The sequence below is a fragment of the Rhizomicrobium sp. genome (assembly GCA_037200385.1).
Taxonomy (GTDB): Bacteria; Pseudomonadota; Alphaproteobacteria; order Micropepsales; family Micropepsaceae; genus Rhizomicrobium.
Genome location: JBBCGL010000001.1, coordinates 2,685,969 through 2,711,998, shown reverse-complemented (window position 1 = coordinate 2,711,998; position 26,030 = coordinate 2,685,969). Strand labels below are relative to the sequence as shown.

Below are 26,030 nucleotides of genomic sequence, written 5' to 3'. Positions count from 1 at the left end.
CCGATGGAGCGCGCGGGCGGCATGATCGGCGGACGCATCCTCTCGGCGATCACGCCCGTGCTGCTGGGCGCGCTGGGTGCGCTGGCGGCGAATTTCCCGATCTCCTTCCTCGGCAATCTGGTGCCGCCGCCGCTGCTCTCGCTGATGCCGCTCTACTTCTGGGGCATCGTCCGGCCCGACCTGATGTCGCCCTTCTGGGCCTTCATGCTGGGCCTGCTGGAGGATTTCCTCTCCGGTCCGGGCAGCCCGCCCGGCGTCTGGGCGGCGTCCTATGTCGCGGCTTACGCCTTCCTCGACAGCCAGCGCGACGTGCTGGCGGGGCTCTCCGGGCTGGGGGCGCTGATGGGCTTCGCGCTCACCGCGCTCGTCGCCTGCGTCAGCGCCTACCTCATCGTCGACGTCTATCACTGGCGGGTGCAGCCGCTGGCGCCGGTGCTGGCCGAGCTGGCCGTCACCGTCATCGCCTATGTCTTCGCCGTCGTGATCCTGGGCGGCATCCATCGCCGTGTGGTCGGGCCGCTCAGGAGCGATTTCTGATGCCGCTGTTCGACCGCAAGGACAAGAGCCGCTACGCCAGCTTCACCCGCCGCTCGCTCGGCCTGACCGGCGGCATGGTGGCGGTGTTCGGCATCCTGGGCGGGCGGCTCTATCAGCTCCAGATCAAGAACGGCGACCAGTACAAGACCCAGGCCGAGGAGAACCGCGTCAGCCAGCGCCTGACGCCGCCGCCGCGCGGCCGCATCCTCGACCGGTTCGGCACCGAGCTTGCCAACAACCGGCGCAATTACCGCGTGCTGATCGTCTCCGAGCAGGCGACCGAAGGCGTCGACGCGGCGCTGGATTCGATCGGCAAGCTCATCGTGCTCACCGACGCGCAGAAGAAGCGGGTGGCGCACGACATCGCGGCGAACAAGAAATTCGTGCCCGTGCCGGTGGCGGAGAACCTCTCCTGGGAGGAGTTCGCGCGGATCAACATGCACCTGCCCTACCTGCCGGGGATCCAGCCCGATGTCGGCGAGACTCGCGACTACCCCTATGGCTCGGACCTCGCGCATATCCTGGGCTATGTCGCGGCGGTCAGCCCCGACGACAAGAAGGACGACGACGATCCGCTGCTCGGCCTGCCGGGCTTTCGCATCGGCAAGCGCGGGATCGAGAAGGCGTTCGATTCCGAGGTCCGCGGCCAGGCCGGCGCCAGCCGCGTCGAGGTCAACGCCTATGGCCGCGTCATCCGCGAGCTCTCGCGGGACCAGGGCGTGCCGGGCAAGGACGTCTGGCTCACCATCGATGCCGAGCTGCAGCGTTTCACCGACCAGCGCATGGGGACGGAGAGCGCTGCCTGCTGCGTGCTCGACGCCCAGACCGGCGACGTGCTCGCGCTGTCCTCGACGCCCGGCTACGACCCGAACCTCTTCAATGTCGGCATCTCGCCCGACCAGTGGAAGTCGCTGATCACCGACGACCACAAGCCGCTGATGAACAAGGTCTTGTCGGGCGCCTATCCGCCGGGCTCGACCTTCAAGCCGGCGATGGCGCTGGCGGCGATGCAGAACGGCCTCAAGGACCTGCACGTCGTCTGCACGGGCGCGACGACCATCGGCAATCACCAGTTCCATTGCTGGAAACGCGGCGGTCATGGCGGCGTGGACCTCAAGCGCGGCATCGCGCAGTCCTGCGACGTGTTCTTCTACGAAGTGGCGCGCCGGCTCGGCATCGACAAGATGGAAGCGGCGGCGCGGGCGCTGGGCCTCGGCGCCGCCACCGGCATCGAGATCCCGGGCGAGAATTCGGGCTTCATCCCGAGCGCTGCGTGGAAGGAAGCCCGCTTCGGCATTCCGTGGCAGATGGGCGAGACGCTCGTCACCGGCATCGGCCAGGGCTATGTGCTGACGACGCCGCTGCAGCTCGCGACGCTGGCGGCGCGCATTGCCAGCGGCCGCGCGGTGACGCCGCGCATCGTCCATACGGTGGGCGGCGTGGCGCAGCCGCGGCCGCTGGCCGATCCGCTGCCCTTCGGCGACGAGGCTTTCGCTGTGGTGCGTGAGGGCATGAACGCGGTGGTGAACGAGGGCGGCACCGCCTCGCGCTGGCGCATCGCCGAGCCGGGCATGGACATGGCGGGCAAGACCGGCACCGCCCAGGTCCGCGTCATCACCCGCAATGAGCGGCAGAGCGGCGTGCTCAAGGACACCGCGCTGCCCTGGAACCTGCGCGACCACGGCTTGTTCATTGCTTTCGCGCCCGTCGCGGCGCCGCGCTATGCGCTGGCCTGCATCGTGGAGCATGGTGCGCTCGGCCATCCGCAAGTGCAGATCGCCCATGACGTGCTGCTGTTCGCGCAGAAGCGCAATCCGCTCGCCTTGCGCGCCGCCTATCCCACCAACGCCGCGATGGCCGCGCCGCCGGCGCCGCTGGGAGGCCGTGGATGACAACCCGTCCCTATGCCGCGGCTCGCCGCACGCTCTCGATCGCCGACAAGATGTTCGAGGTGAACTGGGGCCTCGTGCTGCTGATCACCATCGTCGCCTGCGCCGGCTTCGCGATGCTTTATTCCGTGGCGGGCGGCAGCCTGTCGCCCTGGGCGACGCCGCAGATCCTGAAATTCCTCGTCGGCCTGGCCATCCTGGTGACGGTCGCGATGGTCGACATCCGCACCTGGATGAGCCTGGCCTATCCGATGTATGCGGGCGCGCTGCTGCTGCTGATCGCGGTGGTGATCGCCGGCCATGTCGGCAAGGGCGCCGAGCGCTGGATCACGCTGGGGCCGCTCGGCCTGCAGCCGTCCGAACTGATGAAGGTCACGCTGGTGCTGGCGCTCGCCCGCTTCCTGCACGGCCAGAGCGTCGAGGACATCTCCAAGCCCCGAAACCTCGCCATCGCGCTCGCGATCATCGGAATCCCGGCGGTGTTCGTGGTGCTGCAGCCCAATCTCGGCACCACGCTGATCATCGCGGCGGACGGCGCTTCGCTGCTGTTCCTCGCCGGCCTCTCCTGGTGGTGGATCGCGCCGACCCTGACCGGCATCGCGGTCGCCATCCCGATGGCCTGGCAGTTCGTGCTGCACGACTACCAGAAGCGCCGCGTGCTGACCTTCCTCAATCCGGAATCGGATGCGCTGGGCGCCGGCTGGAACATCACCCAGGCGAAGATCGCGATCGGCTCGGGCGGCGTCACCGGCAAGGGCTTCCTGGGCGGGACGCAGAGCCGGCTCAACTTCCTGCCCGAGAAGCAGACCGATTTCATCTTCACCAATTTCGGCGAGGAGTTCGGCTTCGTCGGCTGCATCGCGCTGCTGATCCTGTTCGCGGTGATCATCGGCTACGGCATCCAGATCGCAATGGGCGCGCGCAGCCAGTTCGCCCGGCTGCTCGCCATGGGCGTGACGCTCAACTTCTTCTTCTACATCATGATCAACGCCTCGATGGTGATGGGCCTGATCCCGGTCGTCGGCATTCCCATGCCGCTCATTTCCTATGGCGGCTCGGCGATGTTCTCGGTGATGTTCGGCTTCGGGCTGCTGATGAGCGTGCATGTCCACCGCCAGGTGGAAATCCCGCGCCATCCCGGCGGGATCATCTGAACCCGCAGGCGCGGCCGGAACCATCGCTCCGGCGCGGCCGTTTAGCTTCTGCCGCTTGCGCGCGGCGGGAAATCGCATTGCAGGGAGCTTTTCAGATGCTGAACCGCACCACCCGCCTCCTGGCGGCCGCCACGCTCGCACTCGGCGCGGGAACCATTGCGGCGCAGGCCGATTCGTGCAGCCGCCACGGCCATGGCACGGGAACTGTGCTGGGCGCTGTCGGCGGCGGCGTCATCGGCAGCGCGGTCACACATGGCAGCCTCGGTGGCGTCGTCGGCGGCGCGGTGCTCGGCGGCCTCGCCGGCAATGCGGTGGCACGCGATGTCGATTGCCGTCACCGGTACCATCAGGCGCGCTACTACTATCGCCACGGCCATCGTTATTCGCGCTGGTGAGGATTTCCAAGCCGGATCGCGCCGGTCGCGTGCGTTGTGCGCGATCCGGCCGGCCTGCTGGACACGCCAAAACCGCTCTGCTATAGGCCGCGCCTCTTGATTGGATGGGCCGGTAGCTCAGTTGGTAGAGCGTTCGACTCTTAATCGAATGGTCGTGGGTTCGATCCCCTCCCGGCCTACCATCCAAACTCAGCGATGACCGCCGCCGCCATGTCCGCCGTGGAAACCGCCGGCATGCGCGAAGGCGGAAGCGCGGGCCGCGGCGAAGGCCGTGCCTGAGCCGCCGGCGGAAGCGTTGCCGCCCACCACCACGGTCGTGCCGCCATAGACATAGCCGCTGTCGCCGTACCGGTCGCCGACGCCGCCGTCGAAATTCGCGGTCTGCAGCCGGCCGTTGAGGACAAGAGGCTCGCGGCAGCGGCATCCGTCATGTGCTGCGGCGGCCGTGACGCTGCAGGCGGCGAGGATTGCGATCAGGAGCATTCTGCCCGGCATGCGGTTCACCTTCTGTGACCTGTCCGCGATGGTAGTCCGTCCGGCGGCGAACGCCAATCGCGGTTGACCTTCTCGGGCACAGCAGGGAGGCTCCGGCGTCGCCGCGAGGGAAATCCCATGCTCCGCTGTCTTAACCTTGTCGCGGGCGTCATGTTGCTCGCTGTTGGTGCCGCGCAGGCCGCCGATCCGCCGACCAGCGAAGGCGACTACACGATGCGCGATTTCAAGTTCCGCTCCGGCGAGACGCTGCCCGCCCTGCGGCTGCACTACACCACGCTGGGCACGCCGCAGCGCGACGGCCATGGCCGGGTGACGAATGCGGTGCTGATCCTTCACGGCACGGGCGGCGACGGGCACCAGTTTCTGCGGCCGCAATTCTCGGGCGTGCTGTTCGCGCCGGGCGGCGTCCTCGACGCAGCGAGGTATTTCATCATTCTTCCCGACGGGATCGGGCACGGACGGTCCTCGAAGCCGAGCGACGGATTGCACGCCCGCTTTCCGCATTACGATTACGACGACATGGTCGCGGCGCAATATGCGCTGGTGACGAAGGGGCTGCAGGTGAACCATCTGCGCCTCGTCATGGGCACGTCGATGGGCTGCATGCAGGCTTTCGTATGGGGCGAGACCTATCCGGATTTCTCCGATGCGCTGATGCCGCTCGCCTGCCTGCCGGTGCAGATCGCCGGGCGCAACCGGATGTGGCGCAAGATGACGATCGATGCGATCCGCGACGATCCGGCCTGGGCGGAGGGCGAATACAAGGCCCAGCCGCTGGCCGGCCTGCGCACGGCCGCCGATCTTCTCGTCATTGCGGGCAGCGCGCCGCTGCCGTTCCAGAACGCCTATCCCACGCGCGCCGCCGCCGACGCCTATGTCGAGGACCGAATCGGAACGGAACTGAAGACGCTCGATGCGAACGATTTTCTGTACCAAGTCGACGCGTCGCGAAACTACGACCCGTCCGCGACGCTGGCGAAGATTGCCGTTCCCGTCATGTGGATAAATTCCGGCGACGATTTCATCAATCCACCGGAGCTCGGCATTGCCGAGCGCATGGTCAAAACCTTGCCGCGCGGCCGGTTTGTGCTGATTCCCGCCAGTGCCCAGACGCATGGCCACGGCACCCATACCTGGGCGGCACTGTGGCAGGATCGCCTCAGCCTGTTGCTGAAAGAAAGCGCGCGCTGAACCGACTCAGGAACCGCCAAATTGCATCTGCGTTCTTTCGCAGTAGGAGGGCTGCTAAGGACGGAACACCACAATGTCTGCAATGGGATTGAGCTCCATCATCAGCGCGCACGCCGATTACGATCGGTCGCATTTTATCTTTCCGCGCACCCAGTCGGTTGGACTGCGCGCCACGCCCTGGGCACGACGCCTGAAGCCGCAGAGAAGCTGGAGCGAGATCGGGCTCTACACGGCCGCCGCGGTGGCCGGCACGCTCGCGACTGTCGCACTTCTGTAGGCGCGATCAGCGAAAGTCGCGCGCAACGCCGGCCGCGGCGTAGATCGCGTCGATCGCCGCCATGTTCGCCAGCGAATCCGCGTTCGAGATCAACGGCGCCTTGCCGCGCAGCAGCACGTCGCCGAGTTCGGCGAGTTGCGCCACATAGGTCGCAGGTCCTGCCGTCGGCTCCTCGCGGCTCCGGCCATCCGCCGTGACGGTGAAGCGGCAGCCGAGTTGCGGCGCGACGAAGTTCAATATCTCGAGCGTTCCGCGCGCGCCGGTGAGCCGCAGCGTCGCGCCGAAACGGTCCGGCTTCATCGAGGTGGAGAGGGTCGTGGGCACGCCGGCGAAATCGAGCGCCGCTTTCGTCGTGACGTCGACGCTATGCTCCAGCGTGCAGGAAGCGTCCAGCACCTTGGGCTCGGAGCCCAGCACCGAGCGCAGGCAATGCGTGGGGTAGCAGCCCAAATCCATCAAGGCGCCGCCGCCCTGCTCGCGCGTCCAGCGCAGTTCGCCTTCGCGCCAGGGGATCGGGACATCGAAAAAGGCCTCCGCGCGTTCCAGCCTGCCCAATTCGCCGCTGCGCACGATGGCGACGGCACGGTGCATCACGGCGTGGTGGCGATAGTGGAAGGCCTCGACCAGAATTCGGCCGGTGCGGGCGGCGGCGTCGTTCATCCGCGCCGCCTGCGCCGCATTCATCGCGAAAGGCTTCTCGCACAGGACATTCTTGCCGGCCTCCAGCGCGGCGATGGTCCATCGCGCATGGCCGCCCGGCGGCAGGGCGTTGTAGATGAGATCGACATCGGCATGGCGGACCAGCGCGTCATAGTCCTTCGCCACCACCGGGATCTCGTGCTCGGCGGCATACGCTCTGGCGCGTTCGGGATCGCGTGCCGCGACCGCGACGACCTCGAAATCGGGATTGTCGCGCGCCGGATGGATGACGACGGGCGGCGCGATCTTGGCCGCGCCCAGGATGCCGATGCGGATGGTCATGATGCTCTCGCTACTGTGCCATGGCCCGCGCCCTTCGACGCCGCCTGCGGCGTCGCTCAGGATGACATGCGGACCACCCAGGTGACATCGCTACACTGCCGCAGATTGGGCGGCGCACCAACTGGGTGTGACCCGCATTCGCGAGCCATGACAATTGGAGCGACGCGGCCTACGCACCCGCCAGCAGATGTGCCTGGCGCGCGAGCTTGTCCATCAGCGCGTCGAGCCGGCGGCGCTCCTCCGGCGCGAGGGCGGAGAGCAGGACCTCTTCCAGACGCAGCGCGAGCGGTACGACCTCGTCGTAGATCGCGCGACCGCGGGCACTCAGCGACAGGCGCTGAATGCGGCCGTCCTCGGCGTCCGTGTTGCGCGCCACGCGCCGGGCCCGCACCAGGCTGTCGACGGCACGGCTGACCTGCACCTTGTCCATCGCGGTGCGGATCGCGACCTCGCGGGCAGAGAGCGCCGGCGTGCCGCCCAGCACCGCCATCACCCGCCATTCGGGGATGGTGAGGCCGAAGCGGTCGGAATATTGCTGCGCGATGGCGCTCGACACCTGGTTGGACAGCACCGACAGCCGGTAGGGCAGGAAGCGGTCGAGGTCCAGCCGCGCCTCGCCCTTGGACGTGGCGCTACTCGGCATCGGGCTGGTTCTTGGGCAGCGCCGCCTCGAAAGCGGGATGCGCCAGCGCCGTCGCCTCGATCCGTGCAATGGTCGGCCATGCCTCGATCTCGAGCTTGACGCGCCTTGCGTTCGCGACCTGCGGGATCAGCACGATGTCGGCGATGGTGGGCGTATCGCCATGGCAATAGGCGCCGGTGTGCCCGGAGGTCGCGAGCATGGTCTCCAGCGCCGCGAAGCCGGTGCGGATCCAATGACGCTGCCAGCGGACGACGTCGTCGTCGGAGACGTCGAGCTTGTTCTTGAGATACAGCCCGACGCGCAGATTGTTCACCGGATGGATGTCGCAGGCCGCGACATAGGCGATCTCGCGGGCCCTGGCGCGGCCGTAAGGGTCGGCCGGCAGCAGCGGCGGCTCGGGCACGATCTCGTTGAGATATTCGAGGATCGCCAGCGATTGCGTGATCAGATGCCCGCCATGCGCCAGGGCGGGGATCAGCGCCTGCGGATTGATCGCCTTGTATTCCGGCGTGTGCTGCTCGCCGCCATTGCGCAGCAAGTGGATGAAGCGCAGCTCCGGCACGATGCCCTTGAGGTTCAGCGCGATGCGGGCGCGGAACGCCGCCGAGGAGCGGAAATAGCCGTAGAGCGCGAACTCACTTGCCATGTTGGACGACATGCTGGTCGATGGCTCCGAAGATCGAGTGGCCTGCGCCATCGTACATCTCAATCCGCACCCGGTCGCCGAATTTCATGAAAGGCGTGGCGGGCTTGCCGCTTTCGATGGTCTCCAGCGTCCGGCGCTCGGCGATGCAGCACGAGCCGACATTGCCGCTTTTGTTCGACACGGTGCCCGAGCCCACGATGGAGCCCGCCGAAAGGGCGCGGGTCTTCGCCGCATGGGCGATGAGCTGGGCGAAGGAGAAGGTCATGTCGGTGCCGGCGTCCGGCGCGCCGAATTTCTCGCCATTGAGCCAGACGTCGAGCGGGCGGTGCAGCTTGGCGCCCTGCCAGGCATCGCCCAGCTCGTCCGGCGTCACCGCGACGGGCGAGAAGGCCGAGGCCGGCTTGGACTGGAAGAAGCCGAAATTCTTGGCCAGCTCGCCTGGGATCAGATTGCGCAGGCTGACATCGTTCACCAGCATCACCAGGCGAATATACTGCGCGGCGTCGGCTGCCGCGGTGCCGTAAGGCACGTCGCCGGTCACGACGGCGACCTCGGCCTCGAAATCGATGCCCCAGGCTTCGTCGCCGGCCGCGATGTCGTCCATCGGTCCGATGAAGCTGTCGGAGCCGCCCTGGTACATCAAGGGATCGGTCCAGAAGCTCGGCGGCATCTCGGCGCCGCGCGCCCTGCGCACCAGCTCGACATGGGTGACATAGGCCGAGCCGTCGGCCCATTGATAGGCGCGTGGCAAGGGTGACATGCACTGCGCCGGATCGAACGGCTCAGCGTCCCCGACGCGGCCGGCGTTGAGCAGGGCCGAGACCTCCTCGAGCTGGGGCGCGATGTCGTCCCAATAGTCGAGCGCGACCTGCAGCGTCGGCGCGATCTCCGGCACGGGCATGCAGCTCTTGAGGTCACGGCTCACCACGGTAAGGCGGCCGTCGCGGCCGTGACGGAGCGAGGCGAGCTTCATTTCACGATCCAGCTTTCCGCATAGGTCTTCACTTCGGTGGTCTCCGCTTCCGGGCTCATGTCGAGCGGGTCGCGCGCATCGATCATCACCGCGACTTCGTCGGTCATGGTCTTGACGGCTTTCGCGCCGGCCGCGAAGGCCTTGGGATGCGGCCCATGGGTGAAGCCGTTGGGATGGAAGGTCACCATGCCGGGCTTGATGTTGTCGCGGCTGAAGAACTCGCCCGCATGGTAGAAGATCACCTCGTCGAAATCGTCGTTCGAATGGAAGAACGGCACCTTGAGCGCGCCGGGATCGCTCTCGATCGGGCGCGGTACGAAGGTGCAGACCACGAAGCGGTCGGCGACGAAGGTGGAGTGCACGCTCGGTGGGATGTGATAGCGGTGGCTCATCACCGGGCGGATGTCGCGCCAGTTGAGCTTGAGCGCTGTCAGGTTGCCCTTCCAGCCCACCGCGTCCAGCGGATTGAACGGATAGGTGATGGTCGAGATCTCGCCGCGGCGCTTCACGCGGACGTTCCATTCCTTCTCGTTCGCCTGGGCGCGGAACGCCTCGTCGAGCTTGGGCGTCTCGAGCGCTGCGGGGTCGAAGATGGCGTGCGGCCCCAGGATGCCGCGGTCCGGCAGTTTGTAGGAGCCGTTGGTCGCCTCGATCAGCAGCGAGACGGTGTGGCCGGCGGGCTCCAGCCGCCACATCGTGCCGCGCGGCAGCATGATGTAGTCGCCGTCGCGATAGGACAGGTGGCCGAAATCGCAGAACAGCTCGCCGCTGCCTTCATGGATGAACAGCAGCACGTCGCCGTCGGCGTTGCGCACCAGCTGCGGCATGAAGCGGGTGATCGACCAGATCGTGATCCGGCAGCTCGCATTGGTCAGCAGCGGCACGGCGCGGAACGGCTCGTCGCTGTGCTCCGCGGCGGCCACCGCGTCGAAGGCGCGGGGACGCAGCGGCCCCTCGAACTTGCTCCAGCCGGTCGGCGCGTGGCGGTGGTAGATGTGCGTCGCGGGACCGAAGAAGCCGTCGCGGCCGATCTCGCGCTCGAAGGTCCCGGCGGGAAGGTCGGCATGGGCCTGCTTCGAGGTTTCGCCCTCGCGCAGCGGGAATTCGATCCAGTTCTTGCTCATGCGGCGCTCGTGTCCTTGAGGACGCCGCGCTTGATCTGGTCCGCTTCGATGCTCTCGAACAGCGCCTTGAAATTGCCCTCGCCGAAACCCTGGTTGCCCTTGCGCTGGATCAGCTCGAAGAAGATCGGTCCGATGGCGTTCTGGGTGAAGATCTGCAGCAGCAGGCCGGTGTCGTCCTCCACCGCGCCGTCCATCAGGATGCGGTCCTTCTTCAGCCGCGGCACGTCTTCGCCATGGCCCTGGATGCGGTTGTCGAGCCGCTCGTAATAGGTATCGGGCGTGTCCTGGAAGGCGACTGCGGTCTGCTGCAGGCGCTCGACGGATTCATATATGTCGTTGGTGCCTAGCGCGATGTGCTGGATGCCTTCGCCGTGATAGGCGTCGAGATATTCGGCGATCTGCGACTTGTCGTCGGAGCTTTCGTTGATCGGAATGCGGATCTGGCCGTCCGGACTGGTCATGGCGCGGCTCTTGAGGCCCGTCAGCCTGCCCTCGATGTCGAAATAGCGGATCTCGCGGAAGTTGAAGAACTTCTCGTAGAACCCGGCCCACTGGTCCATGTTGCCGCGGAAGACGTTGTGGGTGACGTGGTCGATCTCGGTCAGGCCGGCGCCCGCATGCTCCCAGCCCAGCTTCGGATCGGTCGGCACGAAGTCGACGTCGTAGATCGTGCGGTCGCCATAGCGGTCGACGAGATAGATCGCGCTGCCGCCGATGCCTTCGATCGCCGGGATGTTCAATTCCATCGGGCCCACCGTGTTATGGAACGGCTTGGCGCCCAGTTCGATGAGCTTGGCATAGGCCTTGGCGGCGTCCTTGACGCGGAACGCCATCGCGCAGGCGCTGGGGCCGTGCGCCTTGGCGAACTGCGCGCCGTGGCTGTCCGGCTCGGCATTGACGATGAAGTTCACCCGGCCCTGGCGGAACAGCGTCACGTCCTTGGCGCGGTGCTTGGCGACGGCGCGGAAGCCCATGCGCCCGAACAGGGAATAAAGCTGGGTCACGTCCGGCGCGGTGTATTCGACGAACTCGAATCCGTCCGTCCCCATCGGGTTTTCCCAAAGCGCAGCCATCGGCGGTCTCTCCTCAAATCAAGCCCGGCGGCAATATAGTTTCAAATGAAACCAATTGCGAGTCCGCCGTCACATCTCCATCGGCGCGATCACCCCGAGGAATCCGACGATCGCCACGATCAGCACCGCGCATGATAGTTCCGCGACCACGGTCAGCGGGATCGTCTCGCGGGCGTCGGCATCGCCGCGGACCAGACCGGGCAGGACGGCGAAGCGGTTGGTCAGCGCGAGCGCGACCATCAGCATGGCGAGGACGATCTTGATCGCCAGCCAGGTGGCATAGGTCGCGGACCAGCGCATGCCCGGAGCGCCGAGGATCGCGATGCCGTTGACCGTCCCTGCCGCCAGCAGGATGGCGACCGACACCACGCCCCAGCGCGAGAACAGGCGCAGCAGGGCCACCGCGCGCGGCAGGTCGCGAGGCGGCGTGACGTGCGGCAGCAGCACGACGAGACCGCCCAGCCAGAAACCCGCGGCGATCAGATGGAGCGCATCATTCGCGGCGCGCAGGGTCTCGTATTGCGGCGATCCGGACGCGGCGGCATGGCTGGTCAGGCCGAGCAGCGCCAGCGCCGCACCGGCGGTCAACGTCCTGGGCAGCCAGGCGTCCTTCAGGAGCGAAAAGCCGCAAAGGCCGGCCAGCAGCACCAGCCGCAGCAGGAAGACGTGCCCATAGAAGGTCTGGCGGACGACCAGCAGGATCGTCGTACCGTCGATCGCCGCGGCCGGGTCGCCCGTCATTTCGCCGGCCACGAGGCAAAGCCAGGCCAATGCGGTCAGCAGGGCGATGACCGCCGCGACAAGCAGCAGGCGCCGGAACCGCGCCCCGTCCACCCCGATCCCGCGCGCCTGGAGGAGGAGGGCGCTGGCGCCGAACGCCGTCATCAGGCTCGCGAAATGCAGGGCGCGGACGGCGGCGAACAGCGCGGTCACCTGCCGGCCGCTCCGCGCACCGCGAAGACCGCGTCAAGCTTGCCGCCGCCGGCGAATTCCAGCGTCACGCCGATCCTGGCGCCGGGCTTCAGTGCCGCCGCCGGATCGCTGCACATCAGATGATAGCCGCCGGGCGCGAAGCGAACAGAGGCGCCCGGCGCGACGGCGACCTGCGGCAGATCCTGCATCCGGGCCATGCCGCCCTCGGTGTTCGAGCGATGCAGCATCAACATGCCGCAGGCCGGCGAGGTGGCGCCGCGCAGCACCAGTGTCCGGCCGCCCGTGTTGTGCAGGGTGAAATAGCCGCTGGCCGGCAGGCCGCCAGGCAGCGCGCGCAGCCAGGCGTCGTGCACCGTGGCCGGCGCAGCGAAAGCGACCGGCGCCATGAGACCGGCGAAGGCCGCAAGATACGCAACGATGCGGGCGCGCATGATCGCTCCTAGGGCAGCACGAGGAAATTGTACTTGCCGTCCGACAGATGGGTGTCGATCGAAACGGCACGCCACGAAACCGTATAGCGCCCCGGCTTCAGCGGGTTCAGTGGCACGCGCATCGTCTTGCCCGTCGCGACCGACGGGCCGGAGTCGACCACGTGGTCCTTCTCGTCCGTCACGACGATATTGCTGAAAGCCGGTTCGAGTTCGCCGGTGAAGTTCAGGACGACCTCGGGCGGCGAGGCGGCGAGATTGGCGCCCGCCACCGGCGTCGCGTCCACCAGATAGGTGTGTGCAAGCGATGGCATGGCGAGCATCGCGGCCGCCGCGGCGGCCAGGGCGAGAGCTTTCGTCGTTCTGTTCGGCATGGTGCGGGTCCACCAGGAAAGTGCGTTGCGGGGATGGAAGAGGACGTATCTGCGGTCGTTGAGATTGTCGACACCGGACGAAGCGCTCCAGCGAGCGGTGGAACGGCAAGGCGCATGAAGTCCCTCTGTGCCGGATTTGCGGCTTTCCGCGGCTTGCGGTCAAGCCCGTGCCGCGCATCGGCAGGTGAACCGGCGATGAACGGCGCCTTCAGGCCCGGTTCCGAAGCCGCAGTGCATCCTCGATCATCGTTTCGAGGGAGATTTCACATGCTTCGCCAACAGAGAATTGCCCGCAAGGCCGCCGCCCGTGCCGCGTCCCGCCGCGCCAGCGACGACATGGCGCTTGCCGCCACCATCGCCTTCTTCGGCGTCTTCCCGCTGGTGATGGCGGGTGGGTTGCTGCTGGTGCAAGTGATAGGCGCGGCTGTGCGATAGGGCTTCCGGTGCGGCACGTTGAGCCCGCGGTGCCGGCTGCTACAGTGGCCGCATGGCTTACGAACCGACGCTCGATTCCCTCAACGCCCATCCCGTGCCGCAATGGTTCGAGGACGCCAAGTTCGGTATCTTCATCCATTGGGGCCTGTTCTCGATCCCGGCCTTCGCCGCGAAATCGGGATCGATCTCCGATGCGTTCAAGGACAGTTACGACATCGCGGTGGCGCAGACGCCTTATTGCGAGTGGTATTGGAACGCGATCAAGGTGCCGGAGAGCGACAGCGCCAAGCATCACGCCGCGACCTATGGCAACGCGCCTTACGAGCACTTCCGCGAACCCTTCCTCGAAGGCCTGAAGCAGTGGAAGCCCGACGATTGGGCCGCCGCCTTCGCCGATGCCGGCGCGAAATATGTCGTGCTGGTCACCAAGCATCATGACGGCTTCTGCCTGTGGCCGTCGTCGGTCGCCAATCCGCACCAGGAAGACTGGGGCAGCCCGCGCGACATCGTCGGCGAGCTGGCGGAAGCGGTCCGGAAGAAAGGGCTGAAGTTCGGGCTGTATTACTCCGGCGGGATCGACTGGACCTTCAATCGCGAGCCGTTGCGCACCCTCGCCGATTTCATGGGTTCGACGCCGGGCGGCGACTATCCGGCCTATGCCGACGCCCAGACGCGCGAGCTGATCGACCGTTACAAGCCCGCCGTGCTGTGGAACGACATCTCGTGGCCGACAGGCCTCGACGACGAGCTGAAGCTGTTCGCCGACTATTACAACGCGGTGCCCGATGGCGTGCTCAACGACCGCTGGCTGCCGATGACGCCGGAGCGCGCGGCACTTGCGACGCCCGAAGGGCGCAAGGCGATGGACGCGATGCTCAAGCCGCGGATGCAGGCCGGACCGAGCAAGGGCATCATCCCGCAGCTGCCGCCGCATTGCGATTTCCGCACGCCGGAATATGCCGCTTTCGAGACGATCCAGGAGAAGAAGTGGGAAGCGACGCGCGGCATGAGCCATTCCTTCGGCTTCAACCGCAACGACACCGAGGCGGATTATGAGAGCGTCGAGTCGCTGGTGCACAGCTTCATCGACGCGGTGGCGAAGAACGGCAATCTGCTGCTCAATGTCGGCCCGCGGGGCGCCGATGCGCAGATTCCCGCCGAGCAGATCGCGCGGCTCAAGGGCTTCGGCGCCTGGTTGGCGGCGAACGGCGAAGGCATCTACGGCACGCGGCCCTGGACGCGGTTCGAGGGCGTCACCGCCTGTGGCGTACCGCTGCGGTTCACGCAGAAGGATGGCGCGTTGTACGTGCATCTTCTGGGCACGCCGGCCGGATCGGAGATCGTGATCGCGGGCGACGATCTGCCGGCTGCGGCGAGCGCGGTCCATGTGGCGAGTGGCGCTGCTGCTGCGGTGCAGCGCGGCGCAGACGGCGTGTCGCTCAAACTGCAGGCACCGCTCGCGGACGCGCCAGCGCATGCATTCAAGCTGATGAGATGACGAGCGCAGTGCGCTGCAGCACTGCACATCCAATTGCCATCGGCCTGACATTTCGTCAGGATCACTCCCAACAAACATCAAAAAACACCGGGAGGCGCGCATGAAATTCACCTGGTTCAACCTGATGCCCTGGCCCTATCTGCCGGACGATTTCCGGGAGAAGAACCGCTCGGTTTGGGTCGATATCGACCAGCGCCTGTTCGATCCGGTGAAGAGCCATGAGGTCTACAACACCTATCTCGACCTGCTCGAATACGCCGCCGAGTGCGGCTTCGACGCCATCGGCGTCAACGAGCATCACCAGAACGGCTACGGCATCATGCCGAGCCCCAACATCATCGCCGCCGCGCTGTCGCGGCGCACCAAGGATGTCGGCCTGGTCGTGCTGGGCAATTCCATCGCGCTCTACAATCCGCCGGTGCGCGTCGCCGAGGAGTTCGCGATGCTCGACTGCATCTCGGGCGGCCGCCTGATCGCGGGCTTCCCGGTCGGCACCTCGATGGACACCAATTTCTGCTACGGCCAGATCCCGGCGCTCACCCGCGAGAAATACCAGGAGGCGCACGACCTCATCATCAAGGCCTGGACGACGCGCGATCCCTTCGCCTTTAACGGCCGCTACAACAAGCTGCGCCATGTGAACATCTGGCCGCGCCCGATCCAGCAGCCGCATCCGCCGATCCACATCCCCGGCGGCGGCAGCGTCGAGACCTATGATTTCTGCATCGACAACACCTATTCCTATTCCTACCTGTCGTTCTCGGGCTACATCCGCGCCAAGGCGCTGATGGACGGCTACTGGAAGCGTGTCGCGGAGCGCAATGCGCCCGACACCTCGCCCTACCGCGCCGGCTTCGCGCAGACCATCTGCGTCGCCGACACCGATGCCGAGGCCGAGAAGCTCTACAAGGAGCATGTCGACTACTTCTACAACCGCTGCCTGCACGTCTATCCGGGCTTCGCGGATGCGCCGGGCTATCGCACGATCAAGACCATCCAGACCGGCGCGCTGTCGCAATACGCACCGCCGGTCGGCGGCTATTCCAAGCTGACCTGGAAGGACCTGACCGAGCAGGGCCATGTCATCGCGGGCTCGCCCGAGACGGTGCGCCAGCGGCTGGAAGAGCTCGCCAGGACGCTGCATGTCGGCAACCTGTTCTGCCTCATGCATGTCGGCAACATGCCGCGCGAGAAGTGCATGTACTCCACCAAGCTGTTCGCCGAGAAGGTGATGCCCAAGCTGCGCAACGTCTTCCCGGACTACGCGGACGACGATCGCTTCTGGTGCCATCCGATCAGCCAGGTGAAGCCCGGCAGCCTGCCGACCGAGAAGAAGGCGATGGAAACCGTCGGAGCGGCACGCTGATGGCCCTCGAACTCAAGACCGTCGCCACCCCGCATGTGCCGGTGCGCTACCTCGAGGGCGGCAGCGGCCAGACGCTGGTATTCCTGCACGGCGCCGGCGGCGCGCTCGTCTCCGACATCTTCCTCAACAAGCTTGCCGAGAAATACCACGTCTACGCGCCGCTGCTGCCCGGCTATGGCGACAGCGAGGAATGTGGCGAGATCCGCGACATGCTCGACGTCACGCTCCACAGCTGGGACGTGATCGAGGCACTGCGTCTCAAGAACCCGATTCTGGTCGGCCATTCGATGGGCGGGATGATCGCGGCCGAGATGGCCGCCATCGCGCCGCACGACGTCACCCGGCTGGGCCTGATCTGCCCGGCGGGCCTATGGCGCGACGACCATCCGATCCCCGACCTCTTCGCGACCATGCCGTTCGAGATGCCCAGGCTGCTGTTCCACGACGTGGAGGCCGGCACCAAGCTCTTGACCGCGGGGCTCACGCTCAGCGATCCGAAATTCCTCCAGACCTATCTCGTGACCAATGCGCGCCAGCTCGGCATGGCGGGCAAGATCCTGTTCCCGATCCCCGAGCGCGGCCTCGGCCAGCGGCTCTACCGCATCAGGGCGAAGACGATCCTGGTGTGGGGCGACAGCGACAAGCTGATCCCACCGGTCTATGCGCATGGCTTCAAGAAAGGGATCGCTGGCTCGGAGCTGGTGTCGATCCCCGAGGCCGGGCACATGGTGACGCTGGAAAAGTCCGACCAGGTGATCCAGGCGATCGGCCGGCTGGACTGATCGGCCTCTTGCGCTCGCCGGACGGCTAGTCCGTCTCCAACGCCTCGTTGCGCGGCGGCGCGGTGAAGGCGATGCGGCAGATATAGCCCTCCGGGGGATATTCCATGGTCACCTGCCCATTCTGTTCGCGCGAGGCGATGAAGGAGATGACCCTGGCGCCATAGCCCGCCTTGGCAGGCTCGATCGGGAGCGGTCCGCCACTCTCGCGCCAGATCATCTCGACCCGCCGCGCGTCGCCGGCCGGCACCACGTCCCAGGTGAAGGAGACGCGGCCGTCCGGCACGGACAGCGCACCGTGCTTGATCGCATTGGTGGTAAGCTCGTGGATCCCGAGCGCCAGGCTGCCGCCGGTCGCCTGGCTGAGGACGAGTTTGGGGCCGCCGAAGGCGAGCCGCGACTGCTCGGTCTCGAGGAACGGCGCCAGCGTCGCGGCGACGACCTCGCCGGTCTCCATCGTCGTATAATTGCTGGCGAGCGCGAGGTCGCCGGCGGCGGTCAGTGCATGCAGCCGGCCAAGCAGCTTCTTCTGGAACGCGTCGACCGCGGGATCGGCTTCGCGCGGGCGCGAGCTCTTCACCAGCGACTCGATGATGGTCATGAGATTCTTGAGGCGATGCCGCGCCTCGCCGACCATCATGTCCTGCTGTTCGGCGGCGAGCTTGCGCTCGTGGATATCCGTGAGGATCGAGACCCACTCCTCGACTTCGCCGCGTGCATCGAGCAGCGGCACGGCGCGCATCAGATGCCAGCGCCAATCTCCGGTCTTGGGATCCTTCAGGCGGAGCTCGGCCCGCTGCACCTGGACGTCCTTGGCCGGTCCCGCCGGCAGCAGCTTCTCCTGGTCGTCGGGATGGATGGCGGAAAGCCAGCGCGGACCGGCATAGTCCGGCCATTCCATCCCGATCAGGCGCGCCAGATCGGGATGCGGCCGCTCGATGCGGCCCTGGCCGTCCGACACCGTTACCGCCGACGTCATCACGGAGAGCAGGCGGCGATAGCGCACGCCCCAGCGCCGGCTCTCGCGGAACAGCACGCGCAGGACGAGCGCCAGCACGGTCTGCAATACCGTTGCGGCTATGAAGATCCACAGATCGACGCCGGCGAATCGATAGATCGCAACCAGCAGGGCGATGGCGAGAGCGGGCAACGCCAATTCGACGCCGCCGAAGACGCCGGCAATCATCAGCGCGGGAAAGAAGAACACGGCGCCCCAAGGCGTTCCCGCCAGCAAGCCCGCGAGCACACCGAGCGCCAAGGCTGCCGTAACGACAAGCAGGCGCGCGGCGCGCGACAGCCCACCGTCGAGGCCAGGCATGTGCGCCGACGTCGTGCCGAGCACGGTCGCCGAAAAGCGATCGCGCAGCCCCGTCCAGGCTCGGCCAAATACCCTTCGCACGCGCAAAAACCCCGGCCCAACATGTTTTCGGAACTGGCGCTGTGCCCCGGACCGTGGCGCCGCCCAGTGCCGGCACCCAACTCTGGAATGATAGCGTATACCGCCGGCCATTAAGCAAGGCTTGGAAATACACGTATGCGGGTTCCGCGCGGTTCCCAACTTGACTTTGTGTCAGTACGGACCAACCGTTCGCAAAACACAACAAGACGCCATCGGGGAACGCCATGCGTGCAGAGTACGATCTCGTCATCCGCAATGGTCTCGTCGCCGACGGCAAAGGGGGCGCGCCGGTTCGCGCCGATGTGGCGGTGACGGACGGCCGGATCGCCGCCGTCGGCGCAAATCTGGGTGCGGGCGCGGAAGAGATCGATGCCGCCGGCAAGCTGGTCACGCCGGGCTTTGTCGACATCCACACCCATTACGACGGTCAGGCGACCTGGGACACGCAGCTCAATCCGTCGAGCTGGCACGGCGTGACCACGGTGGTGATGGGCAATTGCGGCGTCGGCTTCGCCCCGGTGCGCAAGGCCGACCACAACCGGCTGATCGAGCTGATGGAAGGCGTCGAGGACATCCCCGGCGTCGCGTTGCACGAAGGTCTCAAATGGAACTGGGAAAGCTTCGGCGAATATCTCGACGCGGTCGAAAGCACACCGCACGACATCGACGTCGCCGCACAGCTGCCGCATGGCGCGCTGCGCGTCTATGTGATGGGCGCGCGCGGCGCCAATCTCGACGCCGCGACGGAGGACGACATCGCACAGATGCGGCGGCTGGCGGCGGAAGCGATGCGTGCCGGCGCGCTCGGCTTCTCCACCTCGCGCACGCTCAACCACAAGACGGTGAAGGGCGATCCGACGCCATCGCTGCGTGCGACAGAGGCCGAGCTCACCGGCATCGCGCTGGGGCTGAAGGACGCCGGCAGCGGCGTGATCGAGATGATCTCAGACTTCAACCAACCCGACCTTCCGACCGAGTTCGGCATGATCCGCCGCATCGTCGAGGCCTCGGGCCGGCCGCTCACCCTGTCGCTGGCGCAGGGCCATTCCCATTCCGAAGGCTGGCGCCATATCCTCGCGCTGATCGAGCAGTCGTCGGGTGCCGGCCTGCCGATCAAGGCGCAAGTGGCGCCGCGGCCGATCGGCGTGCTGCTGGGCCTGCAGGGCACGGTCAACCCGTTCATCACCCACAAGACCTTCCAGGCGATCAAGGACAGGCCGCTGGCGGAAAAAGTCGCGGCGATGCGCGATCCCGCCTTTCGCGCCGCGATCCTGGCCGAGAGCGCCGAACGCGATAAGGCGCATCCGCTGGCGCGCGGCATCCTGGCGTTCGAGCGCATGTTCCCGCTGGGCGACCCGCCGAATTACGAGCCGCCGCAGGAGACCTCCATCGCCGCGACGGCCGAGCGCTCGAACCGCAACGCCGCCGAGATCGCCTACGACATGCTGCTGGAGGATGAGGGCCGCGCCTTCCTGTTCGCGCCCTTCGCGAACTACGCGAACTTCAATCTCGACCATTGCGGCGAGATGATCGCGCACAAGGACTGCGTGATGGGGCTGGGCGACGGCGGGGCGCATGTCGGAATCATCTCCGACGCGAGCTTCGCCACCTATCTGCTGACCCATTGGGGCCGCGACCGCGGCAAGGGGATGTTCGACCTCGGCTACCTGGTCAAGCGCCAGACCTCGGATACGGCGCGCGCCGTCGGCCTGCTGGACCGCGGCCTGATCGCGCCGGGCATGAAGGCCGATCTCAACGTGATCGACATGGAGGCATTGGCGGTGCATGCGCCGGCGATGGCTTACGATCTGCCCGCGGGCGGCAAGCGCCTGTTGCAGGGCGCGAGCGGCTATGACGCGACCATCGTCTCGGGCCAGGTGATCTATCGCGGCGGCAAACATACCGGCGCCTTGCCCGGCAAGCTGGTACGCGGTCCGCAGGCCGCGCCGGCGGGTTGACGGCCGCGCTTGTCGAGGGACGATGGCGAGCGCCCGACAGCGGAGAATGTGAGGCATATGCGCGAACTGACAGAAGAGCGTCCGGCCACCCAGACCGGATTTAATTTCGGCGACATCGTGGACGCGGTGTCGGACACGGTGTCGCCCGCGGCGCCGGCCTTCGTGCATGGCGAGCGCGTCATAGCCTGGGGCGAAGCGACCAGACGGATGAACAACATCGCGCGCAACCTGCACGCCAAAGGCGTCAAGCCGGGCGACAAGGTCGCGTTCTACATGCGCAACGGCATCGAATATGGCGAGATGACGGGTGCGTGCTTCCTCGGCCGGCTGACGCATGTCAACGTCAACTACCGCTACAAGCCCGAAGAGGTGCGCTACATCGTCGACAATTCCGACGCGACGGTGGTCGTCTACGCCCGCGAATTCCGCGACGCCGTGGCGCAGATCCACAACCAGCTCGACAAGGTCAAGGTGTTCGTGGAGGTCGGCGTGTCCGACGTCGCCGCCTTCGCCACGCCCTATGAGAAGCTTGCTACGACCGGCAATGGCGCCAGGCTCGGCATCGAGCGCTCGCAGCACGACCAGGTCATGGTCTACACCGGCGGCACGACGGGCATGCCAAAGGGCGTGATGTATGCCCAAGGCGACCTCTCCACCACGCTGCTGGCGCGCATCTTCGTCGCCACCGGCAAGCTCCCGGCGACGGTGCAGGAGATCGTCGATTTCGTGATCGCGGCCGGCGACGGCAATATCCGCTACCTGCCGGCCTGTCCGCAGATGCACGGCACCGGCTTCTTCGGCACGATGTCCACCCTCCTCACCGGCGGCTGCGTCGTGACGGTCGACAACGCCTCGCTCGATCCGGATGCGATCTGGACCGCGGTGGAGCGGAATCGCGTCACCAACATGGCGATCGTCGGCGATCCCTTCGGCAAGCCGCTGCTGCGCGCGCTGGACGAGAATCCGGGCAAATACGATGTTTCCTCCGTCATCGCCATCGGCTCCTCGGGCGCGATGTGGAGCCAGGAGGTCAAGCATGGCCTGCTCGAGCACCTGCCGCCCGGCGCCGCGCTGACCGACGCGTTCTCCTCGACCGAGGCGCTCGGCATGGGCGTGTCGGTGACACAGCGCGGCGCGGACACGCCGACCGCCGCCTTCACCATCGGGCCGAGCGCCATCGTGATCGACGACGAGGACCAGCCGATCGAACCGGGCAGCGGCAAGACGGGCCGCCTGGCGGTCGGCGGCGTGCTGCCGGTCGGCTATTACAAGGACGAGGAGAAGACGGGCCGGCTGTTCAAGACGATCAACGGCAAGCGCTTTTCGATCCCCGGCGACTACGCGGTCGTGGAGAGCGACGGGCGGATCATCCTTCTGGGCCGCGGTTCGAACTGCATCAACACGGCGGGCGAGAAGGTGTTTCCCGAGGAAGTCGAGGAGACGCTGAAGAAGCATCCGGCCATCGAGGACGCGCTGGTGCTGGGCGTGCCCGACGACAAATGGGGCCAGGCGATCACCGGCGTGGTGAAGCTCGCCGACGGCGCGGCGTTCGACGAAGCGGCGTTGCGCGCCCATGTGCGCGAGCATCTCGCGGGCTACAAGACGCCCAAGCGCGTGATCGTCGCCGGCGTGCCGCTGCGCGCGCCGAACGGCAAGGCGGACTACAAGAGCGCGAGCGACTTCGCGCGACGGGAATTGGGGATCGGATAGAATTTCACCTCCCCGCAAGGGGGGCAATCAGTGGCGCACCACCAGCACCGCCAGCGCCTTGGGGCCGTGCGCGCCGAGCTCCATCGTCTGCTCGATATCGCCGGTGCGCGACGGGCCGCTCACGAGGTTCAGGGTCGAGGGCAGGGGGCCGAGCTTGGCCAGCACGTCTTCCAGCTCCGCCACCACGTCGCCGGCGCGCAGAATCGCGATCTCCAGCACCGGGCGGAAGTGCCAGGAGGCAGGTGCGCCCTTGCCGCTCGGATAGACCAGGGTGCCGGTCTCCGCGATGGCGAAGGGCGCGCGCGTCACCGCGGCGTCGAACGGGCCGGGCGGTCCGCGCCGCACCTCGACATTCGGCAGCGCCAGCGTTTCGAGTTCGCTGCCGGGCGGGACATGCACCGTCGCCGCCATGTTGCGGCCGCGCAGGATGTCGGCGATGGCGGCGGGCACCTCGGCCATGCTGTCCAGCATCCGCACATCTGCGTGTTGCGCGGACATCTTCTTCGCGAAGACCTCCGCGAGATCGCCGTCGCTGCGCGGTGCGCGATAGATGCCGGGCATCGGGGCCCGTGCCAGCCGCCGAACGCGGATCGACTCGAGGATCGCGTCACGTGCGCTCATCGCCGCGCCTTCCATTGCTGCTGGAAGGTCTTGCCGTGCGGTGCCGGGAAGTCGCGTACCGCGAACCAGCCGTTCTTGACCGGCAGGGCGCGGACCATGCCGCTGCTGGCCATCAGACGCAGCAGCCGCGCCGCGACGCGCGTGCCGAAGCGATAGAGTGCCGGCCGCTTCGCTGCGAAGGCCCACAGCCCAAGCCCGCGCGTGATCGCCTTGGGCGCCAGACCGCTGCTGTATTCCACCGCACGCCAATGCCGCATGATCTTCGGCAGCGGGATCATCACCGGACAGACCTCGGCGCAGCGGCCGCAAAAGGTCGAGGCATTGGCGTGATGCGCCGCTTCCGCGACGCCCATCACGCCCGGATTGAGCGCCGCGCCGATCGGCCCCATATAGGTCGCGCCATAGGCGTGGCCGCCGACCGCGCCATAGATCGGGCAATGGTTTATGCAGGCGCTGCAGCGGATGCAGCGCAGCACGTCCTGCGCCTCGGTGCCGATCAGGCTCGAGCGTCCGTTGTCGACCAGCACGATATGGAAGTTCTCCGGCCCATCCGTTTCCGCGGTACCGCGCGGCCCCGCCATTACGCTGACATAGGTCGAGATCGGCTGCCCGGTCGCCGAGCGCGGCAGCAGGCGCAGCAGCACCGCCACGTCGGTCATGTCGCGCACCACCTTCTCGATGCCGGTGACCACGATATGCGTCTTGGGCAGAAGGCGCGTGAGGTCGCCATTGCCCTCATTGGTCACGATCACCGCGGCGCCATCGGCCGCGCTGAGGAAGTTGGCGCCGGTGATCCCGGCATCGGCCGTCTCGAACTGTGCCCGCAGGATGGCGCGGGCTTCCTGCACCAGCGCGTTGCGCTCCTCCAGCGAGCGCTTGGGATCGAGACCGGTATGCGCGGCGAGGAAGGTCTGCGCGACTTGCTCCTTCGACAGATGGAAGGCCGGGGCGATGATATGGCTGGGTGGCTCCTTGCGCAGCTGGATGATGTATTCGCCCAGGTCGGTCTCGACCGGCACGATGCCGTTGGCTTCGAGGAACGGGTTGAGCGCGATCTCCTCCGTCACCATGGACTTGCCCTTGGTGACGGTCCCGGCTCCGGCGTCCTGCAGGATGGTCAGGATCGCGCGCCGCGCCTCGCTCGCATCGCGCGCCCAATGCACCGTGCCGCCGCGTGCATTCACCGACGCCTCGAAGGTCACGAGCAGGTCGTCCAGATGCGTCACCGCATGGTCGCGGATGGCCTTGCCCGCCTCGCGCAGCGACTCGAAATCGCCATAGCGCTGCACCGCCGCGGCGCGGCCGGCGCCGAAATGGGTCTTGAGACGGCCCAGCGCGGGGCGCAGCAGCGGGTCCTTCAGCGCGTCGCGTGCTGCTTGCGGGAAGGCTTTGGGATCGGGGCTCACGGCTCGCCCAGCGCCGGCTCGCCGCCCATGTCCGCCAGCACTTCGGCGGCGTGTCGGACCTCCAGCGTCTTGCCCTGGCGCGCCATGCGGCCTTTGAGATGCAGCAGGCAGCCCAGGTCGCCGCCGATCAGCGCGCCGGCGCCGGTGGCGCAGGCATCGGCGATCTTGTCGTCCGCCATGCGCTCGGAGATCTCCGGATATTTGACGCTGAACAGCCCGCCGAAGCCACAGCAGACCTGCGGATCGGAAAGCTCGCCGATGCTCAGTCCGCCGACGGTGGCGAGGAGCGCGCGCGGTTCCGCCTTCACGCCCATCTCGCGCAGCGACGAGCAGGAATCGTGGTAGCAGACGCGCTTGGCGTACTGCGCCGTCACGCCGGTCATGCCGCACACTTTCACCAGGAATGACAGCAATTCATGTGTTTTCGCGGCCAGCGCCCGGGCGCGCGGCAACCAGACCGCATCCGTCTCGAACACTTCGGGATAATGCCGTTTGATCATCCCGGCGCAGGAGCCCGACGGCGCCACGATGTAGTCGAAACCCTCGAAGGCGGCGACGACGTTGCGCGCGATCTCGCGCGCGTGACCATCGGCGCCGGCATTCCAGGCGGGCTGGCCGCAGCAGGTTTGGGTCGGCGGCACATGGACCTCGCAGCCGGCCTGCTCCAGCAGCTTGACGGCCGCAAAGCCGATCTGCGGCCGCACGAGATCGACCAGGCAGGTGACGAACAATCCGACGCGCGGGCGGGTGCTCACGGATAGGGCCGGCCGCGCGGATCGCGCCTGGGCCGCTTGCCGCCGCGCTTGACGTGTTTCGCCGGCACGCCGTCGCCCAGCGAGTAGGTGATCTCCTTCAGCTTGTCCATCACCGACTGGCGGTCGTTGATCCCCGCGAGGCGGTCGTAGGGCAGGATGTCGCCGAGGCGGATATGGACGTCCGAGCCGATGCGGTCGTGCACTTCCTTGAAGATCAGCGACAGGCGCAGCGTCATCGAGATGTGGCTGGCGATCTGGAACAGCCGGCTGTTCTGGCCGGCGAAATAGACCGGCGCGACCGGCGCCTTGGCCTGTGCGATCAGCCGGGCGGTGAGGTTCTTCCACTCCGTGTCGATGGCGCGCTTGTGCCAGATGGTCGGCGTGGTCGAGACGCCGCCGGCCGGGAACACGACGAGGCAGCCGCCCTTCATCAGATGGCTCTTGGCCTCGGCGCGGGTCCGCAGGTTGGTCTTCAGCGCTTCTTCGGTCTCGGCGAAATCGACGGGCAGGAGGAATTCCTTCACCTCCTCGGCGCGCAGCAGCACCGCATTGGTCAGCACACGGAAGTCCTTGCGGACCTTCGCCACCAGATGGCAGATCAGGAGCCCATCCAGCACGCCGAAGGGATGGTTCGCCACCACGACCAGCGGCCCGGCCTTTGGCCATTTGGCCAACGCGTCCGCGTTGTACTTGACGTGCAGCTCGAGCTTGCGCACCGCCGCGTCCCAGAAATCCTCGCCGGGCACCGGATTGGCGCGGTTGTCGTCGTAGAGCCATTTCAGATAGGGCTGGCCCGTGATGCGCTCGACGATGCGGATGAACAGCCGCTTCAGCCGGGGATCGGCCGGATCGGCGTAGGAGAAGGTGTCGATGTCGGCGGTGGAGTCGGCCATGGCGCCATTTTGTCACGAGCGGCGGGGACAGGCCACCGCGAGAACCGGGCGGATTTTGGGCCGGGACCGGCCCCTTTCGCCATGGCGAATGCCACGC

General features: G+C 67.0%; 27 protein-coding genes and 1 tRNA gene. 13 read left to right on the top strand and 15 right to left on the bottom strand.

Annotation, left to right across the window (positions count from 1 at the left end; all coding sequences use genetic code 11):
- Positions 1 to 3 precede the first annotated feature (3 nt).
- The 5 genes from WDM91_12905 (at position 4) to WDM91_12885 (ending at position 4,157) form a co-directional block, all read left to right on the top strand.
- Entirely contained in the window at positions 4 to 537 is a 534-nt protein-coding gene (locus WDM91_12905; protein MEI9995488.1) for a hypothetical protein, read from the top strand.
- The gene (gene mrdA / locus WDM91_12900; protein ID MEI9995487.1) at positions 537 to 2,429 is read left to right on the top strand and encodes a penicillin-binding protein 2; all 1,893 of its coding nucleotides are present in this window, start codon (positions 537 to 539) and stop codon (positions 2,427 to 2,429) included. Before WDM91_12905 ends, mrdA begins: the two co-directional genes overlap by 1 nt.
- Positions 2,426 to 3,580, top strand: a complete 1,155-nt coding sequence (rodA, locus tag WDM91_12895; GenBank protein MEI9995486.1) for a rod shape-determining protein RodA — start codon at positions 2,426 to 2,428, stop codon at positions 3,578 to 3,580. Before mrdA ends, rodA begins: the two co-directional genes overlap by 4 nt.
- Before the next feature lie 95 nt (positions 3,581 to 3,675).
- Entirely contained in the window at positions 3,676 to 3,975 is a 300-nt protein-coding gene (locus tag WDM91_12890; protein MEI9995485.1) for a glycine zipper 2TM domain-containing protein, read from the top strand.
- 106 nt (positions 3,976 to 4,081) lie between these two features.
- A tRNA-Lys gene (locus tag WDM91_12885) sits at positions 4,082 to 4,157 on the top strand.
- A gap of 7 nt (positions 4,158 to 4,164) precedes the next feature.
- Here WDM91_12885 and WDM91_12880 read toward each other — a convergent pair.
- The gene (locus WDM91_12880; GenBank protein MEI9995484.1) at positions 4,165 to 4,470 is read right to left on the bottom strand and encodes a hypothetical protein; all 306 of its coding nucleotides are present in this window, start codon (positions 4,468 to 4,470) and stop codon (positions 4,165 to 4,167) included.
- Positions 4,471 to 4,587: 117 nt separating this feature from the next.
- On the opposite strand from WDM91_12880, the gene WDM91_12875 reads away from it, so the two are divergent.
- Both WDM91_12875 and WDM91_12870 read left to right on the top strand, forming a co-directional pair.
- On the top strand, positions 4,588 to 5,661 hold the full coding sequence (locus tag WDM91_12875; protein MEI9995483.1) for an alpha/beta fold hydrolase: 1,074 nt from the start codon (positions 4,588 to 4,590) through the stop codon (positions 5,659 to 5,661).
- Positions 5,662 to 5,743: 82 nt separating this feature from the next.
- A complete protein-coding gene (locus WDM91_12870; GenBank protein MEI9995482.1) occupies positions 5,744 to 5,938 on the top strand; it encodes a hypothetical protein in 195 nt (64 codons plus the stop codon).
- Positions 5,939 to 5,944: 6 nt separating this feature from the next.
- Here the strand turns inward: WDM91_12870 and WDM91_12865 are convergent, their stop codons facing one another.
- The 9 genes from WDM91_12865 to WDM91_12825 all read right to left on the bottom strand — a co-directional run bounded on the left by WDM91_12865 (position 5,945) and on the right by WDM91_12825 (position 13,113).
- On the bottom strand, positions 5,945 to 6,919 hold the full coding sequence (locus WDM91_12865) for a Gfo/Idh/MocA family oxidoreductase (GenBank protein MEI9995481.1): 975 nt from the start codon (positions 6,917 to 6,919) through the stop codon (positions 5,945 to 5,947).
- 169 nt (positions 6,920 to 7,088) lie between these two features.
- Positions 7,089 to 7,562, bottom strand: coding sequence for a MarR family winged helix-turn-helix transcriptional regulator (locus WDM91_12860; GenBank protein MEI9995480.1), 474 nt, complete (start codon positions 7,560 to 7,562; stop codon positions 7,089 to 7,091).
- Positions 7,552 to 8,208, bottom strand: coding sequence for a maleylacetoacetate isomerase (maiA, locus tag WDM91_12855; protein ID MEI9995479.1), 657 nt, complete (start codon positions 8,206 to 8,208; stop codon positions 7,552 to 7,554). Before maiA ends, WDM91_12860 begins: the two co-directional genes overlap by 11 nt.
- Entirely contained in the window at positions 8,198 to 9,181 is a 984-nt protein-coding gene (locus tag WDM91_12850; protein ID MEI9995478.1) for a fumarylacetoacetate hydrolase family protein, read from the bottom strand. The genes maiA and WDM91_12850 overlap by 11 nt, the downstream gene beginning before the upstream one ends.
- The gene (locus tag WDM91_12845) at positions 9,178 to 10,305 is read right to left on the bottom strand and encodes a homogentisate 1,2-dioxygenase (protein MEI9995477.1); all 1,128 of its coding nucleotides are present in this window, start codon (positions 10,303 to 10,305) and stop codon (positions 9,178 to 9,180) included. Before WDM91_12845 ends, WDM91_12850 begins: the two co-directional genes overlap by 4 nt.
- Complete coding sequence (gene hppD, locus WDM91_12840; GenBank protein ID MEI9995476.1) at positions 10,302 to 11,378, bottom strand: 4-hydroxyphenylpyruvate dioxygenase; 1,077 nt, start codon at positions 11,376 to 11,378, stop codon at positions 10,302 to 10,304. The genes WDM91_12845 and hppD overlap by 4 nt, the downstream gene beginning before the upstream one ends.
- Positions 11,379 to 11,447: 69 nt before the next feature.
- Positions 11,448 to 12,311, bottom strand: coding sequence for a CopD family protein (locus WDM91_12835; GenBank protein ID MEI9995475.1), 864 nt, complete (start codon positions 12,309 to 12,311; stop codon positions 11,448 to 11,450).
- Positions 12,308 to 12,742 carry a copper chaperone PCu(A)C gene (locus tag WDM91_12830; GenBank protein ID MEI9995474.1) on the bottom strand — a complete coding sequence of 145 codons (435 nt, stop codon included), beginning with the start codon at positions 12,740 to 12,742 and terminating at the stop codon, positions 12,308 to 12,310. Before WDM91_12830 ends, WDM91_12835 begins: the two co-directional genes overlap by 4 nt.
- 8 nt (positions 12,743 to 12,750) lie before the next feature.
- The gene (locus WDM91_12825) at positions 12,751 to 13,113 is read right to left on the bottom strand and encodes a copper resistance CopC family protein (protein MEI9995473.1); all 363 of its coding nucleotides are present in this window, start codon (positions 13,111 to 13,113) and stop codon (positions 12,751 to 12,753) included.
- 267 nt (positions 13,114 to 13,380) lie between these two features.
- Here WDM91_12825 and WDM91_12820 point away from each other — a divergent pair, with 267 nt between their 5' ends.
- The 4 genes from WDM91_12820 (at position 13,381) to WDM91_12805 (ending at position 17,194) form a co-directional block, all read left to right on the top strand.
- Positions 13,381 to 13,548 (top strand): hypothetical protein, encoded by a 168-nt coding sequence (locus WDM91_12820; protein ID MEI9995472.1) that lies wholly within the window; start codon positions 13,381 to 13,383, stop codon positions 13,546 to 13,548.
- A 52-nt stretch (positions 13,549 to 13,600) separates the two neighbouring features.
- The gene (locus WDM91_12815) at positions 13,601 to 15,046 is read left to right on the top strand and encodes an alpha-L-fucosidase (protein ID MEI9995471.1); all 1,446 of its coding nucleotides are present in this window, start codon (positions 13,601 to 13,603) and stop codon (positions 15,044 to 15,046) included.
- Between the two features lie 100 nt (positions 15,047 to 15,146).
- Positions 15,147 to 16,412, top strand: coding sequence for an LLM class flavin-dependent oxidoreductase (locus WDM91_12810; protein MEI9995470.1), 1,266 nt, complete (start codon positions 15,147 to 15,149; stop codon positions 16,410 to 16,412).
- Positions 16,412 to 17,194 carry an alpha/beta fold hydrolase gene (locus WDM91_12805; GenBank protein ID MEI9995469.1) on the top strand — a complete coding sequence of 261 codons (783 nt, stop codon included), beginning with the start codon at positions 16,412 to 16,414 and terminating at the stop codon, positions 17,192 to 17,194. Before WDM91_12810 ends, WDM91_12805 begins: the two co-directional genes overlap by 1 nt.
- A 25-nt stretch (positions 17,195 to 17,219) precedes the next feature.
- On the opposite strand, the gene WDM91_12800 is transcribed toward WDM91_12805, so the two are convergent.
- Positions 17,220 to 18,509, bottom strand: a complete 1,290-nt coding sequence (locus WDM91_12800) for an HWE histidine kinase domain-containing protein (protein ID MEI9995468.1) — start codon at positions 18,507 to 18,509, stop codon at positions 17,220 to 17,222.
- A gap of 305 nt (positions 18,510 to 18,814) precedes the next feature.
- On the opposite strand from WDM91_12800, the gene WDM91_12795 reads away from it, so the two are divergent.
- Both WDM91_12795 and WDM91_12790 read left to right on the top strand, forming a co-directional pair.
- Positions 18,815 to 20,548: an amidohydrolase family protein gene (locus tag WDM91_12795; protein MEI9995467.1), complete on the top strand. Its 1,734-nt coding sequence runs from the start codon at positions 18,815 to 18,817 to the stop codon at positions 20,546 to 20,548.
- A gap of 57 nt (positions 20,549 to 20,605) precedes the next feature.
- Entirely contained in the window at positions 20,606 to 22,258 is a 1,653-nt protein-coding gene (locus WDM91_12790) for an acyl-CoA synthetase (protein ID MEI9995466.1), read from the top strand.
- A 27-nt stretch (positions 22,259 to 22,285) separates the two neighbouring features.
- Here WDM91_12790 and WDM91_12785 read toward each other — a convergent pair whose 3' ends face one another.
- The 4 genes from WDM91_12785 to WDM91_12770 are packed head-to-tail and all read right to left on the bottom strand — an operon-like array spanning position 22,286 to position 25,933.
- A complete protein-coding gene (locus WDM91_12785; GenBank protein MEI9995465.1) occupies positions 22,286 to 22,879 on the bottom strand; it encodes an LUD domain-containing protein in 594 nt (197 codons plus the stop codon).
- Positions 22,876 to 24,285 carry a lactate utilization protein B gene (locus WDM91_12780; protein ID MEI9995464.1) on the bottom strand — a complete coding sequence of 470 codons (1,410 nt, stop codon included), beginning with the start codon at positions 24,283 to 24,285 and terminating at the stop codon, positions 22,876 to 22,878. Before WDM91_12780 ends, WDM91_12785 begins: the two co-directional genes overlap by 4 nt.
- The gene (locus WDM91_12775) at positions 24,282 to 25,040 is read right to left on the bottom strand and encodes a (Fe-S)-binding protein (GenBank protein MEI9995463.1); all 759 of its coding nucleotides are present in this window, start codon (positions 25,038 to 25,040) and stop codon (positions 24,282 to 24,284) included. Before WDM91_12775 ends, WDM91_12780 begins: the two co-directional genes overlap by 4 nt.
- The gene (locus tag WDM91_12770) at positions 25,037 to 25,933 is read right to left on the bottom strand and encodes a lysophospholipid acyltransferase family protein (GenBank protein ID MEI9995462.1); all 897 of its coding nucleotides are present in this window, start codon (positions 25,931 to 25,933) and stop codon (positions 25,037 to 25,039) included. The genes WDM91_12775 and WDM91_12770 overlap by 4 nt, the downstream gene beginning before the upstream one ends.
- Positions 25,934 to 26,030 lie beyond the last annotated feature (97 nt).

Coding starts and splice junctions, on each gene's coding strand:
- WDM91_12905 (MEI9995488.1), top strand. CDS start 4: ATGGAGCGCGCGGGCGGCATGATCGGCGGACGCATCCTCTCGGCGATC.
- mrdA (MEI9995487.1), top strand. CDS start 537: ATGCCGCTGTTCGACCGCAAGGACAAGAGCCGCTACGCCAGCTTCACC.
- rodA (MEI9995486.1), top strand. CDS start 2,426: ATGACAACCCGTCCCTATGCCGCGGCTCGCCGCACGCTCTCGATCGCC.
- WDM91_12890 (MEI9995485.1), top strand. CDS start 3,676: ATGCTGAACCGCACCACCCGCCTCCTGGCGGCCGCCACGCTCGCACTC.
- WDM91_12880 (MEI9995484.1), bottom strand. CDS start 4,470: ATGCCGGGCAGAATGCTCCTGATCGCAATCCTCGCCGCCTGCAGCGTC.
- WDM91_12875 (MEI9995483.1), top strand. CDS start 4,588: ATGCTCCGCTGTCTTAACCTTGTCGCGGGCGTCATGTTGCTCGCTGTT.
- WDM91_12870 (MEI9995482.1), top strand. CDS start 5,744: ATGGGATTGAGCTCCATCATCAGCGCGCACGCCGATTACGATCGGTCG.
- WDM91_12865 (MEI9995481.1), bottom strand. CDS start 6,919: ATGACCATCCGCATCGGCATCCTGGGCGCGGCCAAGATCGCGCCGCCC.
- WDM91_12860 (MEI9995480.1), bottom strand. CDS start 7,562: ATGCCGAGTAGCGCCACGTCCAAGGGCGAGGCGCGGCTGGACCTCGAC.
- maiA (MEI9995479.1), bottom strand. CDS start 8,208: ATGGCAAGTGAGTTCGCGCTCTACGGCTATTTCCGCTCCTCGGCGGCG.
- WDM91_12850 (MEI9995478.1), bottom strand. CDS start 9,181: ATGAAGCTCGCCTCGCTCCGTCACGGCCGCGACGGCCGCCTTACCGTG.
- WDM91_12845 (MEI9995477.1), bottom strand. CDS start 10,305: ATGAGCAAGAACTGGATCGAATTCCCGCTGCGCGAGGGCGAAACCTCG.
- hppD (MEI9995476.1), bottom strand. CDS start 11,378: ATGGCTGCGCTTTGGGAAAACCCGATGGGGACGGACGGATTCGAGTTC.
- WDM91_12830 (MEI9995474.1), bottom strand. CDS start 12,742: ATGCGCGCCCGCATCGTTGCGTATCTTGCGGCCTTCGCCGGTCTCATG.
- WDM91_12825 (MEI9995473.1), bottom strand. CDS start 13,113: ATGCCGAACAGAACGACGAAAGCTCTCGCCCTGGCCGCCGCGGCGGCC.
- WDM91_12820 (MEI9995472.1), top strand. CDS start 13,381: ATGCTTCGCCAACAGAGAATTGCCCGCAAGGCCGCCGCCCGTGCCGCG.
- WDM91_12815 (MEI9995471.1), top strand. CDS start 13,601: ATGGCTTACGAACCGACGCTCGATTCCCTCAACGCCCATCCCGTGCCG.
- WDM91_12810 (MEI9995470.1), top strand. CDS start 15,147: ATGAAATTCACCTGGTTCAACCTGATGCCCTGGCCCTATCTGCCGGAC.
- WDM91_12805 (MEI9995469.1), top strand. CDS start 16,412: ATGGCCCTCGAACTCAAGACCGTCGCCACCCCGCATGTGCCGGTGCGC.
- WDM91_12800 (MEI9995468.1), bottom strand. CDS start 18,509: ATGCCTGGCCTCGACGGTGGGCTGTCGCGCGCCGCGCGCCTGCTTGTC.
- WDM91_12795 (MEI9995467.1), top strand. CDS start 18,815: ATGCGTGCAGAGTACGATCTCGTCATCCGCAATGGTCTCGTCGCCGAC.
- WDM91_12790 (MEI9995466.1), top strand. CDS start 20,606: ATGCGCGAACTGACAGAAGAGCGTCCGGCCACCCAGACCGGATTTAAT.
- WDM91_12785 (MEI9995465.1), bottom strand. CDS start 22,879: ATGAGCGCACGTGACGCGATCCTCGAGTCGATCCGCGTTCGGCGGCTG.
- WDM91_12770 (MEI9995462.1), bottom strand. CDS start 25,933: ATGGCCGACTCCACCGCCGACATCGACACCTTCTCCTACGCCGATCCG.